The organism is Rahnella sp. GSA61A (assembly GCF_019969905.1).
GTDB classification, from domain to species: Bacteria; Pseudomonadota; Gammaproteobacteria; order Enterobacterales; family Enterobacteriaceae; genus Rahnella; species Rahnella aceris.
Window position 1 is genome coordinate 139,684 of the sequence record NZ_JAHXYO010000012.1, and the last position, 14,462, is coordinate 154,145.

The 14,462-nt window shown below is 53.9% G+C and carries 11 protein-coding genes; 7 read left to right on the forward strand and 4 right to left on the reverse strand.

Annotation, left to right across the window (positions count from 1 at the left end; all coding sequences use genetic code 11):
• Positions 1-28: 28 nt before the first annotated feature.
• On the reverse strand, positions 29-1,648 hold the full coding sequence (locus tag LC431_RS16315; RefSeq protein WP_223510090.1) for a rhodanese-like domain-containing protein: 1,620 nt from the start codon (positions 1,646-1,648) through the stop codon (positions 29-31).
• Complete coding sequence (locus LC431_RS16320; RefSeq protein ID WP_013575546.1) at positions 1,641-2,246, reverse strand: cysteine dioxygenase; 606 nt, start codon at positions 2,244-2,246, stop codon at positions 1,641-1,643. Before LC431_RS16320 ends, LC431_RS16315 begins: the two co-directional genes overlap by 8 nt.
• Positions 2,247-2,433: 187 nt before the next feature.
• On the opposite strand from LC431_RS16320, the gene LC431_RS16325 reads away from it, so the two are divergent.
• The 5 genes from LC431_RS16325 to LC431_RS16345 all read left to right on the forward strand — a co-directional run bounded on the left by LC431_RS16325 (position 2,434) and on the right by LC431_RS16345 (position 6,779).
• Complete coding sequence (locus tag LC431_RS16325) at positions 2,434-3,327, forward strand: LysR family transcriptional regulator (protein ID WP_013575547.1); 894 nt, start codon at positions 2,434-2,436, stop codon at positions 3,325-3,327.
• A gap of 200 nt (positions 3,328-3,527) precedes the next feature.
• Entirely contained in the window at positions 3,528-4,625 is a 1,098-nt protein-coding gene (locus tag LC431_RS16330) for an LLM class flavin-dependent oxidoreductase (protein WP_013575548.1), read from the forward strand.
• 9 nt (positions 4,626-4,634) lie between these two features.
• Entirely contained in the window at positions 4,635-5,573 is a 939-nt protein-coding gene (locus LC431_RS16335) for an ABC transporter substrate-binding protein (RefSeq protein WP_013575549.1), read from the forward strand.
• 148 nt (positions 5,574-5,721) lie between these two features.
• On the forward strand, positions 5,722-6,444 hold the full coding sequence (locus tag LC431_RS16340; protein WP_013575550.1) for a DJ-1/PfpI family protein: 723 nt from the start codon (positions 5,722-5,724) through the stop codon (positions 6,442-6,444).
• Positions 6,445-6,551: 107 nt separating this feature from the next.
• Complete coding sequence (locus tag LC431_RS16345; RefSeq protein WP_013575551.1) at positions 6,552-6,779, forward strand: hypothetical protein; 228 nt, start codon at positions 6,552-6,554, stop codon at positions 6,777-6,779.
• A gap of 107 nt (positions 6,780-6,886) precedes the next feature.
• Here the strand turns inward: LC431_RS16345 and oxlT are convergent, their stop codons facing one another.
• Together oxlT and LC431_RS16355 are read right to left on the reverse strand one after the other, a co-directional pair.
• Positions 6,887-8,146, reverse strand: coding sequence for an oxalate/formate MFS antiporter (gene oxlT / locus LC431_RS16350; protein WP_013575552.1), 1,260 nt, complete (start codon positions 8,144-8,146; stop codon positions 6,887-6,889).
• A 254-nt stretch (positions 8,147-8,400) separates the two neighbouring features.
• Positions 8,401-9,570 (reverse strand): serine hydrolase, encoded by a 1,170-nt coding sequence (locus tag LC431_RS16355; RefSeq protein WP_037034044.1) that lies wholly within the window; start codon positions 9,568-9,570, stop codon positions 8,401-8,403.
• Between the two features lie 458 nt (positions 9,571-10,028).
• Here LC431_RS16355 and LC431_RS16360 point away from each other — a divergent pair, with 458 nt between their 5' ends.
• Both LC431_RS16360 and LC431_RS16365 read left to right on the forward strand, forming a co-directional pair.
• Positions 10,029-12,335 (forward strand): FdhF/YdeP family oxidoreductase, encoded by a 2,307-nt coding sequence (locus LC431_RS16360; RefSeq protein ID WP_223510091.1) that lies wholly within the window; start codon positions 10,029-10,031, stop codon positions 12,333-12,335.
• 149 nt (positions 12,336-12,484) lie between these two features.
• Positions 12,485-14,428 carry an exoribonuclease II gene (locus LC431_RS16365; protein ID WP_013575555.1) on the forward strand — a complete coding sequence of 648 codons (1,944 nt, stop codon included), beginning with the start codon at positions 12,485-12,487 and terminating at the stop codon, positions 14,426-14,428.
• Positions 14,429-14,462: the final 34 nt, after the last annotated feature.

The following is a 14,462-nucleotide window of genomic DNA, read 5'->3' on the forward strand; positions in this document are numbered from 1 at the left end:
TGCGTTCCTCACGCAGAGGCCTCAGCCCTCAGGCTTCCAGTAATCTGAAACCGTGCGTTCCGTCTTTTTCCAACTGCCCGACCAGCCCGTATTCCCAGTCCAGATAATCCTGCATCGCCTGCGGGCTGACATCCGTGCCTTCGTACGGACGACGATATCTGTCTTGCGCGTCGTCCAGATAAGCAGAATCCCCCCGCTCAAGCAGCAACCCGTGGTCGATCCAGCCCACCGTGCCTTTCTCCAGCAAATAAACGGGTTTGCCGGTTAATCCGGCCACTTCCGTGACAGCGTAACGTGCCAGCAAACCGCTGGTGCAGGTGACAACCCAACGCGCTTTCTGCGGTTGTAAGGCAATAATTTGCGGGATATTGCCCCGTGTTGTCCAGACCGCACCCGGAATGCGCCGGTTACGGAAATTCGCGCTGGTGGTGAGATCGATAATGCCGGTATTACCCTCACTCAGCCAGTTCAGCAGTTGTTCCGGTTTGACAGATTCCACAGCCGGTGCGGGCGCAACCCGGGCTTTCCAGTCGCCTTGTTCAGTCAGATCTTCAGCCCTCACTTCGGCGATATACACTTCCCAGTTCATCTGTGCCAGCCATGAGGCCGCCATGCGCGCACGCACACCATCATTATCCACCAGCACTATTCGCGCGCCACGAACGCTGGCATAGTGATCGGTTTCCTGAACCAACTGGCCACCGGGAACGTGTCGCGTGCCTGCCAGATGCCCGGCACGAAACTCTTCTGCCGTGCGCACGTCAAACACGTATAACGTGCGGGAATCATCCTGTTGCCAGTTACGTAATTGTGACAACGTCACTGAGCGCACGCCCGCGCGTAAAGCCAGAGTTTGCGCGCCTTTCAGCGCAACCCTGCGTGAGGCTTCACTCAGTGCCGGAAACTGTTTATGTTGCAGGTGCGACAGTGCCTGCCCCGCCAGCGTCCAGCCAATCGTACCGTTACGCAATGCAGACACCGGCTGCGTTAATCCGGCATTAATCAGAGATTGCGTGCCGATAATGCTGCGGGTACGCCCCGCACAATTGATGATCACCTGCGTGTTGTCATCAGGCACCACATCTTTCAGGCGCAGCACAAGTTCGCCTCCCGGTACGCTCACGCCGCCCGGAATACTCATCACCTGGTATTCATCAAAACGGCGCACATCCAGCACAGCAATGTTTGCCCCCTGCTGTTGCAATGCCAGCACCTGTTCCGCACTCAGGGACGGTGTCTCGTAATGATGTTCAACCCATTCCCCGAAGGCTTTACTGGGCGCGTTCACATCAATAAATATCTCACCACCCGCTTCTTTCCAGCCAGCCAGATCACCGGCCAGCAACGCGATATTCTGATACCCCAGCGATTTCAGCAATTGAGCCGCCCGCATGGTTTTACGCTCGCCGCGCTGCACGTCATAAAATTCACCATTGTCATACAACGTAATAGCCGTCAGACGGTTTGGTATGCGATCCAGCACTTCCAGTTCGAGTTTAGACAAAGCCAGATTGGCAGCAAATAAGGGATGTCCGGTGGCAAAGGCCGCTTCTTCACGCAGGTCAACCAGTGCCACATCCTGTCCTTCGAGCAACGCCTCGCGGAGTTCAGAAAAATGGCGCAAAGGCAGTGAATATGAATCAGTCATGATTTCTCTCTTTTGACAGGTCCCAGATATTGGGAAGGTGCGGGCTGGAGTAGCCGGAAATAAAGGTTTTCCCGGTGCCGTCTGGCAGATAAACCGCCCGTGAAACCGCACCGATATTGCCGCCGTAAACGTGAATGCTGACCGATACTTGATCCTTGAAAAAATTGCTGACCTGGTGGATATCCAGGTGATCGGGGGAGATTTTCCCGACGTCGCCAACGTGCAGCGTAATGGGATTTCCTTCCGGTTGCAGCGTTCCGTCGGGGTGGCGGGTATAATTCTGGCTGACTTCTGCACCGCGCAGCATACCTATCAGCCCCCAGACACGATGGTCATGCACTGGTGTTTTCTGCCCCGGCCCCCAGACAAAACTCACCACAGAAAAACGCGACAGCGGATCGGCGTACAAGAGATATTGCTGATAATGTTCAGGATGAGGCTGCGCAAACTCCTCCGGCAGCCAGTTATCTTCGCCGATAAGACGGGTCAGCAGTTCGCTTCCCTGCGCCAGTATTTGCGTCTGACCGTGCGGTTCCTGCACCAGCCGGGTGAAGTCCGCCAGAAATTGTCTCAGCGGCGCGAGCTGTAAAGTCGTCATCACTTTCCTCATACTTCATCACTGTTTCCGACAGGTTAGCATCGCCATGATCCAAGCAAAATTCATTTTATGGATAAGCTAATATGCAAATCACACATAAAAATGTGCATCAGGATCCAGCGTCCGCGTGAAAATTGTTTTATCCTGCCGGCAGCCGTTTTTACGTTAATCCTGACGCTGAGTGCCTATGAAAATTGAAGACCTGACTGCTTTTGTCGCCGTTATCCGCCTGCAATCTACCCGGCTTGCCGCCGATGAGCTGGGGCTGACACAGCCGGCAATTACCCGTCGGGTACAAAATTTTGAAGAATCGCTGGGCATTCCGCTGCTGAACCGCCAGACCAAACCCCTGAAACCCACGCTGATGGGCAACCGTGTTTATCAGCAATGCCGTCATATCTTGCGTGAGGTGGATGCGCTCAGTGATTTGGTTGCCGCCGACAGTCCACCTTCCGGCCTTCTGCGCCTTGCCGTGCCACAAAGCCTGAGCGAAAGCAGTCTGTTGCCTGCCCTGAAAACCCTGTCTGCGCAATTTCCGCAAATCCAGCCGCGACTTTCCAGCGGCTGGGGCGACGAGTTGTTGTTACGGATACAGCAGCAGGAACTGGAAGCGGCGGTCGTGCTGTTCCCTGCCAGTAAGCAATTCCCGGAGGGTGTCGAAAACCAGCCGCTGGGTACGGTCGATTTAGTGGTTGTCGGCCCGAAAGCACCGCAGGCTTTGCCACAACGTCTGGAAGATTGTTATCAGCACGGGTGGATCCTCAATCCGCATGGCTGTGGTTTCCGCGCCGCCCTGCAGCGCGCGCTGACTGAACAGGGTTTACCTTTGCTCATCAATCTTGAGGCGTTTGGCACGACCTTACAATTATCCCTGATTGCTGAAGGGCGCGGCCTGGGGCTGATGCCGCGCGCGCTGGTAGAAAAACATGCACTGCGCCCTGAACTGGCGCTGTATGACCTGAAAGATTTCGCCCCCCGCAGCCAGTTGTGGCTGATTTATCCCAACGTTCCTGCGAGTCAGGTACCGGCGATTGATGCGTTTGCCGCCGCGATTGCTAACGGGTTGGATTGTGGCAGGTAGTGATTATGGGATTGCCATCCGGACTGGCATTAAGGTCAACCCCCTGGGCGCGGTGCCCAAAGCAACACCTGTTCATGCACATTTTTTATATTAGCTTATGAAGATAATGAATTTCTCACATAGTAAGTTGCCGTTTATGGTGATAACTCCTGCCAGCGCAGACCTTCATCCGCTGGCCTCATCCCGAGGAGTGACAGCCTATGAGCGTGCAATTTATTGGTATGATCGGACACCGTCTGGCTTCTGAAATCATCCCACCGACCGGCCCGATTTTCGATAAAAAATACATTTCCGATTTCGCCAAAGCCCATGAAGATGCTGGCTTTGACCGCATTCTGGTGGCCTATGCCTCCGACCAGCCCGATGCTTTTCTGGTCACCGCGCACGCCGGGGCCAGCACATCCCGCATTCATTTTCTTCTGGCTCACCGGCCGGGATTCGTCGCGCCGACCCTCGCCGCCCGTAAGCTGGCGACCCTCGACCACCTGCTTGATGGTCGCGTGGCAGTGCATATCATCAGCGGTGGCAGCGATGCGGAACAACGCCGTGACGGTGATTATGTGGCGAAATCCGGCCGCTATCAGCGCACGGATGAATACATCGATGTACTGAAACAGAGCTGGTATTCAGAAACCGGTTTTGACCATCAGGGTGAATTTTATCAGGCGGAAAATGCTTTCTCTGCCATTAAGCCCTGTCAGAAAAAACTGCCGGTATTTTTCGGCGGATCTTCCGATGATGCCATCCGTGTTGCAGGTAAACAGGCGGATGTGTTTGCGTTATGGGGCGAGCCGCTGGCCAGTGCGGCAGAAACGGTGGAAGCGGTAAAAGCCTCTGCGGCAAAACACAACCGGGATATTAACTTCAGTATTTCCTTCCGCCCTATCCTCGGCAAAACAGAAGAAGAAGCCTGGGCGAAAGCGGATGAAATTCTCACTAAAGCCACCGCCCTGCAAGCTGAGAAAGGTCAGGTGCTGGCAGCCAAACCCCAAAGCGTGGGAGCTCAGCGTTTACTGAAAGCCGTCGCGCAAGGCGATCGTCTCGATTCCTGCCTGTGGACCGGCATCGCCGGGCTGATTGGCGGCGGTTCCAATTCTACGGCCCTGGTCGGTACGCCGGAACAGGTCTCCGATGCACTGCTGAAATATTACGATCTGGGCATCACCACTTTCCTGATCCGCGGCTTTGATCCGCTGAATGACGCCGTCGAATACGGTAAGAGTCTGATCCCGCTGACGAAGCAGAAAATCGCTGCGCGGGAAGCCCGAAAACACACCGCCGTTACTGCCCTGATTTAAGGAAACCCGATGCGACTGAATGTGAGAAATCTTCTGCTGCTGGTCACGCTGACCGGCGCTGTGTTCGCCACAAATGCCGAACAAATTACCCTGCGGGTCGCCGATCAGAAAGGCAACATGCGGGCACAGCTGGAAGCGGCAAATAAGCTGGATAAGCTGCCCTATAAAATTGAATGGTCAGAGTTTCCGGCTGCTGCGCCGCTGGCAGAAGCGCTGAATGCACAGGCGGTAGATGTGGGCATCATCGGTGATGCGCCGCTGTTATTTGCACAGGCCGCAGGTGCGCAGGTAAAAGCCATCGCCGTGGATAAGTCAGACGCCTACGGCACCGCGCTGCTGGTGAAACCGGACAGCCCGGTCAAAAGCGCCGCGGATCTGAAAGGCAAAAGTATCGCGACCAACCGCGGTTCCATCGGACATTTTGTCGCGCTGAAAGCCCTTGCCTCTGCCGGACTGAGCGCCAAAGACGTCACGTTCCGCTTCCTGCCGCCAAGCGATGCGAAGCTGGCACTGACGCAAGGTTCAGTGGATGTCTGGGCAACGTGGGAACCCTACACCGCCTTCGCTGAGACTCAGGATCATCTGCGTGTGGTCGTAAATGGCCGCGGCTTGTGGTCGGGTAACAGCTTCCTTGCCGCGACGGATACGGCGCTGAAAGATAAAGCTAAACGCGAGGCCATCGCTGACTATCTGCAGCGCCTGAGCGATGCACAGATATGGGCGTACAAAAATCTGGATGCGTACAGCGAAAAACTGGCGAAAATCATCGGCTTCCCGCTGGACGCCGCAAAGCTGGGGTTCGAGCGGCGTAAATCCTACTGGCAGCCGATAGATGCCGCAACCGAGACGCAGCAACAGCAAACAGCAGATTTCTATCACGCGCAGGGATTATTGCCCGTCGCGCTGAATGTCAGCGGCACCTTTGATCATTCGTTCCTGCTGAAATAATCGCGAAGAAGCGTAACGCCCCCCGGTTCCATCACTTCCCGAAAAATTGGGGAGTGATGGGTAGTCATACGCAGGTTAATTGACTACTCTGCTTAATCACTTCCTTTATCAATCTGACCTCTGATGTCTGGCAACCGGGGACCATTAAATGAGCGACTTTCCGGCTTTATCAATCGGCATGCTTTTGTTTCCGGAACTGACCCAATTAGATCTGACGGGGCCGTTTGAGGTCTTCGCCAGAGCCCCGGGGGCCAAAGTCCATCTTATCTGGAAAACACCGGAACCCGTGACGTCTGACCGGGGCCTGCGTATTTTACCCACTCATACATTTGAAAATTGCCCTGAACTGGATGTCATCTGCATCCCCGGCGGGCCAGGCCAGATAAAACTGATGTCCGATGATGAGACGCTCACTTTTATCCGCCAGAAAAGTGAAAATGCCCGGCTGGTGACGTCAGTATGCACCGGTTCTCTTGTGCTGGGCGCAGCAGGCCTGTTGCAGGGGTACAAAGCCACTTCCCACTGGGCTTCGCTTGACCAGCTTGAATTATTGGGGGCCGAACCGGTTAATGAACGCGTCGTCAGGGATCGCAACCGGATCACCGGTGCGGGGGTAACGTCAGGCATAGACTTTGCCCTGAATGTCATTGCCGATATCTATGGCAACGACATAGCGCAAGGTATTCAGTTGCAAATGGAGTACGACCCTGAACCGCCCTTTTCGTCAGGTTCTCCCCGTGTGGCATCCGCGAAACACGTTGAACAGGCACAAAAACAGATGGCTTCCTTTATTGAGACAAGGCGCCTCGCGACAGCCGCAGCAGGGCTTAAACTACGCAAAGGCGAGTTTATTAATACACAGATAAGCTAAGTTTTCAGCGAGTTGAAGAAACTGTGAACTGTCGCCCTGCAAGAAAAGTCCGGACGTGGTTAATAGAAGATGTCGCCCGAAATCAGGCTTAGCTAACAGGATGCAGCATGGAAAATTACGCCAACAAAAGCGGTGATTCACAGGTTGTCAGCTTCCAGATTGATGCCAACTCGATCAAAATCCGCTTCAAGAACAATCACGTTTATCTCTACGATATCCGCCATCCTGGCCCCGAACATCTCGAAAAAATGAAGGAACTGGCGCGCGCCGGTTGGGGTTTAAATACCTACATTGAAAGCGAAGTGAAAACGGATTTTTCTTCGAAAGTGTTTTAGGCCGTTCGGGGCGTCCGTGAGCCGGTCGCCCCGCTGCTTTACCTGAATTACAGCTTGTTAACATTCCTCTGTGACAACGTCTCCAGACCCCGCTAGTTTAGGATTATTCAGTCACGGGCTGCCTGCATAAAACGGGCACGCCAGGGTTTCAGTACCCAGAGCGCCAGAATGGCGGTGACAAAATCCAGCGTGATGGCGCAGGTGAATACAATATTCCATCCGCCCGTGTGCTGATAAATCAGTGCCGCAAGCGGGCCGCCAAAAATGGATCCTATGCCCTGCGACATATACAACCAGCCATAATTGGCAGTGGCATTCTGACTGCCAAAGGTGTCGGTCAGCGTTGACGGGAACAAGGAAAAAATTTCTCCCCAGCCAAAAAACACCACGCCGGACAGCAGAACAAACAACACAGCATTGTCGCGGCACATCAGCCACAAAATCATCGCACAGCCTTCCAGCGCAAATGCGATAAACATCGTCTGCTCACGACCAAATTTATCCGAAATAAAACCGAACAGCGGGCGTGTCAGCCCGTTGGTAAAACGGTCAATGGTCAGTGCCAGCGGCAACGCGGCCATGCCAAACACAACCGCTTCCGTGATACCAAAATCATGGGCAAACACCGCCATTTGCGAGGTGACCATCAGCCCTGAAGTCGACATCATCGCCATCATGAAAAACATCAGCCAGAACAGAGGCTGTCTGAGCATTTGTTTCGGACGGTACTGTTTGCCTTCCGTCACCATGACCGGCACATCCTGACGCTCGCTGAGCGACGGCGGCAGCCGTAATCCCTGGCTGGCCAGAAAACCAATGACGGCGAAAATAACGCCAAAGATAATCAACGTACTTTCCAGCCCGCGACTGGTCAGGGACGTCGAAACAGGGAACGTGGTCAGAATCGCCCCCATTCCGTATCCGGCAGCCACCATTCCCGCCGCAAAGCCACGTTTATGCGGGAACCAGCGCACCATCAACCCGACGACACCGACATAAACAATGCCGGTACCCAGTCCGCCGATGCAGCCATAGACCAGATAAAGGCCGGTAATACTGCTGACTTGTGACGCCAGTACCCAACTGAACCCTGATAACAGCGTGCCGATTGAAATCAGTTTCCGCGGGCCAAAACGTTCAATCAGGCTGCCCTGAAAAGGAGAAAAGAAGGTTTGCAGAATTATCAGTAGCGAGAACGTAACCTGTAACTCTGCCAGCGGAACCCCCAGTTTAAGCGCGAGCGGTTTAGTCAGCAGAGTCCAGACATATTGCGGACTGGAAATCGCCGCCATGCAAATCAGCCCCAGAACTAACTGCCGCCACCGTGCGCTGGCCGCGATTGTCATGGGCATATTCAATGTTGTCATTCGTCGTCTCCCTTATTTCCTGTCAACGCCAGCCAAAGATTTTTAACATTGCTAGCAAGAAATAAGTTCTCAGCAACAAACATGCCACATTGATTCGATGGGATTTTCAGGTAATTACACCTGCCCTGTCCGACGGGGAGGAATAAAGATGTCGCCCCGGTGCCGCAGAATGTTCAACTGTGGTGCAGCAGGTGCAAAAAAAGAGCCTGCTTTTCGGGCAGGCTCTTTTTGCGTTTTGACCAGCGGAACAGACGTTAAATTTTCAGTTTCACGTAATCAATCGCACGACTGATGATCCCGCCTTCTGCGACATCTTCCAGTGCTACCAGCGGCACGGTTTTGATGACTTTGCCGTTATCTACGATATTAATACTGCCGAGCTCCTGACCTTTCTTCAGCGGCGCGTCAATCTGCGGACGGGTCAGCACGTACTGGGCTTTCAGTTTATCGGCATCGGCCTGCGGCACGCTGATAAAGACATCACTCAGTGAACCGACCTTCACCTGTGCATTAGCACCAAACCAGACATGTTCGCTGGAAACGGTCTGATCAGCTTTGAAAATCTGTTTACTGGTATATTCGCGGAAACCCCAGGTCAGCAGTTTGCGCGCCTGTTCTTCGCGGCCTTTTGAGCTTTTACCGCCCATCACGACGGCGATCAGACGACGGTCACCCTGCGTCGCAGAGGCAATAATGTTGAAACCGGCGCTTTCGGTATGACCTGTTTTCAGGCCATCAACCTGCAGGTTTTTATCCCACAACAGGCCGTTACGGTTTTGCTGAGTGATGTTGTCATACGTCAGCGATTTTTCAGCATACATATGATATTCCTCAGGTTCCCCGCCGATAATGGCGCGGGAAAGTTTCGCCAGATCATAAGAGGTGGTGTATTGCCCCGGCGCGTCCAGGCCATGCACAGTCTCGAAATGGGTGTTGGTCAGCCCCATGCTCACCACGTACTGATTCATCATTCCTACGAATGAATCCTGGCTGCCCGCCACATAATCGGCCATGGCCACGCAGGCGTCATTACCGGAAGTAATGATGATGCCGCGGATCAGGTCACGGACGGTGACATGGTCACCTGGCTTTAGAAACATCAGTGAAGAACCGGCCAGACTTTTATTGCCAGCGACCCAGGCTTCCTGCGGTACCGTCACCACATCATCCATGGTGATTTTTTTATGATCTAACGCGCGGTCAATGACATAACCTGTCATCAGTTTGGTCAGGCTGGCCGGGTTACGGCGTTCATCCGGGTTGCCGGCGGCCAGCACATCACCGCTGGCATAATCCATCAGCACAAAAGAAGCGGCGTCAATGCTTGGCGGCACGACAGGGAAATCCAGTGGCGCGATAGCTTTCGCACTGCCTGCGGAGAACATCAATACACAAGATAAAACACTCATTACACTACGTTTCACTGAATCTTCCTTAAACACGCCATATTGCCGGGCTATTATTAAACTCGGCAATATATCAAAAACCTATAGGATAAAATCTGCGGCATAGGTTGCACTAAAACCCCCTGCAGAAAAACCCTTAGTCTTTTGCTAACCATTTCATAGTGAAACGGTTCTGTTACAACTTGCGTTAATTTCCACCAACACCTGCCACTGAGCCTGCAATCAGGTTTTATTATCACAACCCGCTGTTTTCAACAGGGATGAAATACGGTGATGCGCCCCTTTCCTTGCGGGGAATTTCCGTTATTCCCCGATATTTCCCTGCGATAGAGGATTCCTATCGCTCCATCACAGCATTCGATTAGACGTTCTTGTCACCCGCTCCTAAACTTGTGACATAAAATTAACAATCCGGTTAACAACTCATCATCCGGTTTGTTCACAGACAAGACAAAAACCACCTGCGAAGCATAACTATGAAATTCAAAACTGAGATCAAACCCTACCACGGCGCGGCCGGCGGCTGGGGAGCACTGGAATCCACCACCCGTTTCGTCTTCGACAGTAAGAAGGTCCTTTCTAACCTGCGTAACCTGATGCGTGTTAACAAAGGTCGCGGTTTTGACTGTCCGGGCTGTGCCTGGGGAGACGATAATCACAGCACATTCAGCTTCTGTGAAAACGGTGCGAAAGCCGTCAGCTGGGAAGCCACCCGCAAAGCCGTCGAACCTGAGTTCTTTGCTCAACACAGTGTGAGTAAGCTGCGTGCACAGAGCGATTATTTCCTGGAATATCAGGGGCGTCTTACCCATCCGATGCGTTACAACCGCACCACCGATCATTACGAGCCTATCAGCTGGGATGCCGCATTCTCACTGATCGCCAGCCATCTTAACGGGCTGGAAAGTCCCGATCAGGCAGATTTCTACACCTCCGGCCGCGCCAGTAACGAAGCCTCTTATCTGTATCAGGTGTTCGGCCGTATGTTCGGTACCAACAACTTCCCTGACTGTTCGAACATGTGTCACGAAGCCAGCGGTGTGGGCCTCAAACAAAGCATCGGCGTCGGTAAAGGCACTATCCGTCTGGATGATTTTGAGAAAGCAGACGCCATTTTTGTCTTCGGCCAGAACCCGGGCACCAACCACCCGCGTATGCTGCACAGTCTGCGTCATGCGTCTGACCGGGGGGCAAAAGTGGTCAGCTTTAATACCCTGCGTGAACGGGGTCTGGAACGTTTTGCCGATCCGCAAAAACCGCTGGAAGTGGTGACACCGAAAGCCGGTCGTATCAGCGCAGCCTATTATCAGCCAAACCTTGGCGGCGACATGGCTGCCGTGCGCGGTATCGTTAAAGCGTTATTGCAGACACACCGCGAACGTATTGCTTCCGGTCAGCCTTCCCTGTTCGATGAAGAATTTATCGCGACAAACTGTGCCGGTGTCGATGAGTATCTGGCCGTGGTCGATGCCACCAGCTGGGAAAAAATTACTGAACAGTCAGGTCTGAGTGAACAGGACTTGCGCGAAGCGGCAAGCATTTATATGAACGCCGAACGGGTGATTTGTACCTGGGCGATGGGCGTGACGCAGCATAAACACTCTGTGCCGACCGTGCGCGAAATCACTAACCTGCAACTGTTGTTTGGTCAGCTTGGCAAACCTGGCGCCGGGTTGTGTCCGGTTCGCGGTCACAGCAACGTGCAGGGTAACCGCACCATGGGTATCGATGAGAAAGCGCCAAAAGCGTTGCTCGATGCGATGGAAAGCCACTTCAAATTCACACCACCGCGTGTCCCGGGTCATAACACCGTAGAAGCGCTGGAAGCCATGCTGCGTAAAGAAGCCAAAGTCCTGATCTGCCTTGGCGGTAATCTGGCGGCGGCGGCACCGGATACTCCGCGTACAGAACAGGCGCTAAGCAATCTGGATTTGTCCGTTCAGATCAGCACCAAACTGAACCGTACACACCTGACGCCAGGTGCAGAAGCGCTGATCCTGCCAACGCTGGGCCGTACCGAACTGGATATGCAGGCGACCGGTTCGCAGTTCATCACCGTTGAAGACTCCTTTAGCATGGTACATGCCTCCGAAGGCGTAGGCATTCCGTTATCCAAAGAACAGCGTTCTGAAACCGCGATTGTCTGCGGTATCGCTAATGCCGTTCTGGGTGATAAATACCTCGACTGGATGGCGCTGGCTGACGATTACAATCTTATCCGCGAGCATATTGAAGCCACCATTCCGGGCTTCCGGGATTTCAATGCGCGCTGCGATATCAAAGGCGGTTTCTATCTCGGTAATGCGGCAGCAGAGCTGAAATTCAACACCCTGAGTGGCAAGGCCAATTTCAGTGCATCACCGTTGCCTGAAGTGCTGATCCCGATGGGCGACCAGAATGCGCCGTTCACCCTGCAAACGTTACGCTCTCACGACCAGTACAACACCACCATTTATGGCCTCGATGACCGTTACCGTGGTGTTTACGGCCAGCGTGAAGTGTTGTTCATTCACCCGCAGGATCTGGCGGACTTGGGCCTGAAAGACGGTGAACTGGTGGAAATCGAAACGCTGTGGAACGACGGCATTGAGCGCAAAGTGACCGGTTTTAAACTGGTCAGCTACGATATTCCACGCGGTAACCTGGCGGCTTATTATCCGGAAACCAACCCGCTGGTGCCGATGTCCAGTTTTGGTGACCAGACCCACACCCCGACCTCCAAAGCCGTACCGGTGACTATCCGTCGCTGCGAACAAAAAGTGGACCTGCAACGTATCGCATAAGTCGTACTTGCGCGACATCGCGCAAATCTCCCCTTTCGCTTCAGGGTTATGAGGCGAAAGGGGCAGATGCCGCTTGCCCGAAGGGGTCAGATCGCGTAAAACTGTCTGCCGCTAATCGAGCCACATTAACCCCCAATTCTCTGGACGATATGTTTCAAGATAACCCGCTGCTCGCGCAGCTAAAACAGCAACTTCACTCTCAGACTCCGCGTGTCGAAGGCATCGTAAAAGGCACTGAGAAAGGCTTTGGCTTTCTTGAAGTAGACGGTCAAAAAAGCTATTTCATTCCGCCTCCGTACATGAAAAAAGTCATGCACGGGGATCGCGTTATCGCTTCCCTGCAAACCGAAAAAGAGCGTGAAGTCGTCCAGCCGGAAACATTGGTTGAACCTTTTCTCAGCCGTTTTGTTGGCCGCGTAACGAAGAAAGACGACCGTCTTTCTATCATTCCGGATCATCCTTTATTACGTGATGCTATTCAGTGCCGCGTTGCCCGCAGCATCAATCATGAAGTGAATGACGGCGACTGGTGTGTGGCTGAAATGCGCCGTCACCCGCTGAAAGAAGGCGACCACAGCTTCCAGGCTGAAATCACCGAATGGATCACCACCGGCGCCGACGATCTTGCGCCGTGGTGGGTCACGCTGGCACGTCATAACCTTGAACGTGAAGCGCCGAAATCTGACATTGCCGAGCTACGCGATGAAGGCCTGACCCGCGAAGACCTGACCGCCCTGCCATTTGTCACTATCGACAGCGGCAGTACGCAGGACATGGATGACGCGCTGTATGTGAAAGACAACAGCGACGGCACCCTGCAAATGACTGTCGCAATTGCTGACCCGACGGCTTACGTCAGCGAAGGCAGCGAGCTGGACAACATTGCGAAAAAACGCGCATTCACCAACTATCTGCCGGGCTTCAACATCCCGATGCTACCGCGTGAATTGTCCGATGATATCTGTTCCCTGTGGCCGGACGTCAGCCGTCCGGTTCTGGCGTGTTCTGTCACGGTAGGCGCAGATGGCACACTGGGCAGCGACATTCGTTTCTTCGCGGCGACTATCGAGTCGAAAGCCAAACTGGCTTATGACGACGTGTCTGACTGGCTGGAAGCGGATGAGAAAAGCGAATGGCAACCGGCCAGTGAGGTGATCGCCTCACAGATCCGCCTGCTCAAACGCGTCTGCGACGTGCGCAGCGCATGGCGTACCGAACATGCACTGGTATTTAAAGACCGTCCTGATTACCGCTTCGTGCTGGGTGAGAAAGGTAACGTGCTGGAAATCATCGCCGAGCATCGCCGCATTGCTAACCGCATCGTTGAAGAATCGATGATTGCCGCCAACGTCTGTGCCGCTATCGCCCTGCGCGACAGCCTCGGTTTCGGCGTTTATAACGTGCATACCGGTTTTGATCCTCTGCTGGTGGAAAACGCGGTCACCGTGCTGCAGGCGAATGACGTTGAAGCCAACGCTGAAGAACTGCTGACCCTGCCGGGCTTCTGCGCTCTGCGCCGTAAGCTTGATGCATTGCCAACCCAGTTCCTCGACAGTCGCATCCGTCGTTTCCAGACCTTTGCAGAAATCAGCACCACTCCGGGGCCGCACTTCGGTCTGGGGCTGGAAGCTTATGCGACCTGGACATCACCTATCCGTAAATACGGCGACATGGTGAACCACCGTTTGCTGAAAGCGATGATCCTGCAACAGTCTGCTGAAAAACCTCAGGACGACATGACCATTCAACTGGCAGAACGCCGTCGTGCCAACCGCATGGCCGAGCGCGATGTCGGTGACTGGTTGTATGCCCGTTACCTGGAAGATAAAGTCGGCACTGACGTTAAATTCAGTGCTGAAATTATCGATGTCACCCGCGGCGGCCTGCGCATACGTCTGCAAGATATCGGTGCCGTGGCGTTCATCCCTGCTCCGTTCCTGCACAGCGTGCGCGACGAACTGGTGTGCAGCGCCGATACCGGTACTGTCCTGATTAAAGGCGAAGTGGCCTACCGCCAGAGCGACATTATTGAGGTTAACATTGCTGAAGTTCGCATGGAAAACCGCAATGTGATCGCCAAACCGGCAGTCTAGGTTTCGCTTTTAGCGAAGATAAAAAACCGGTCTC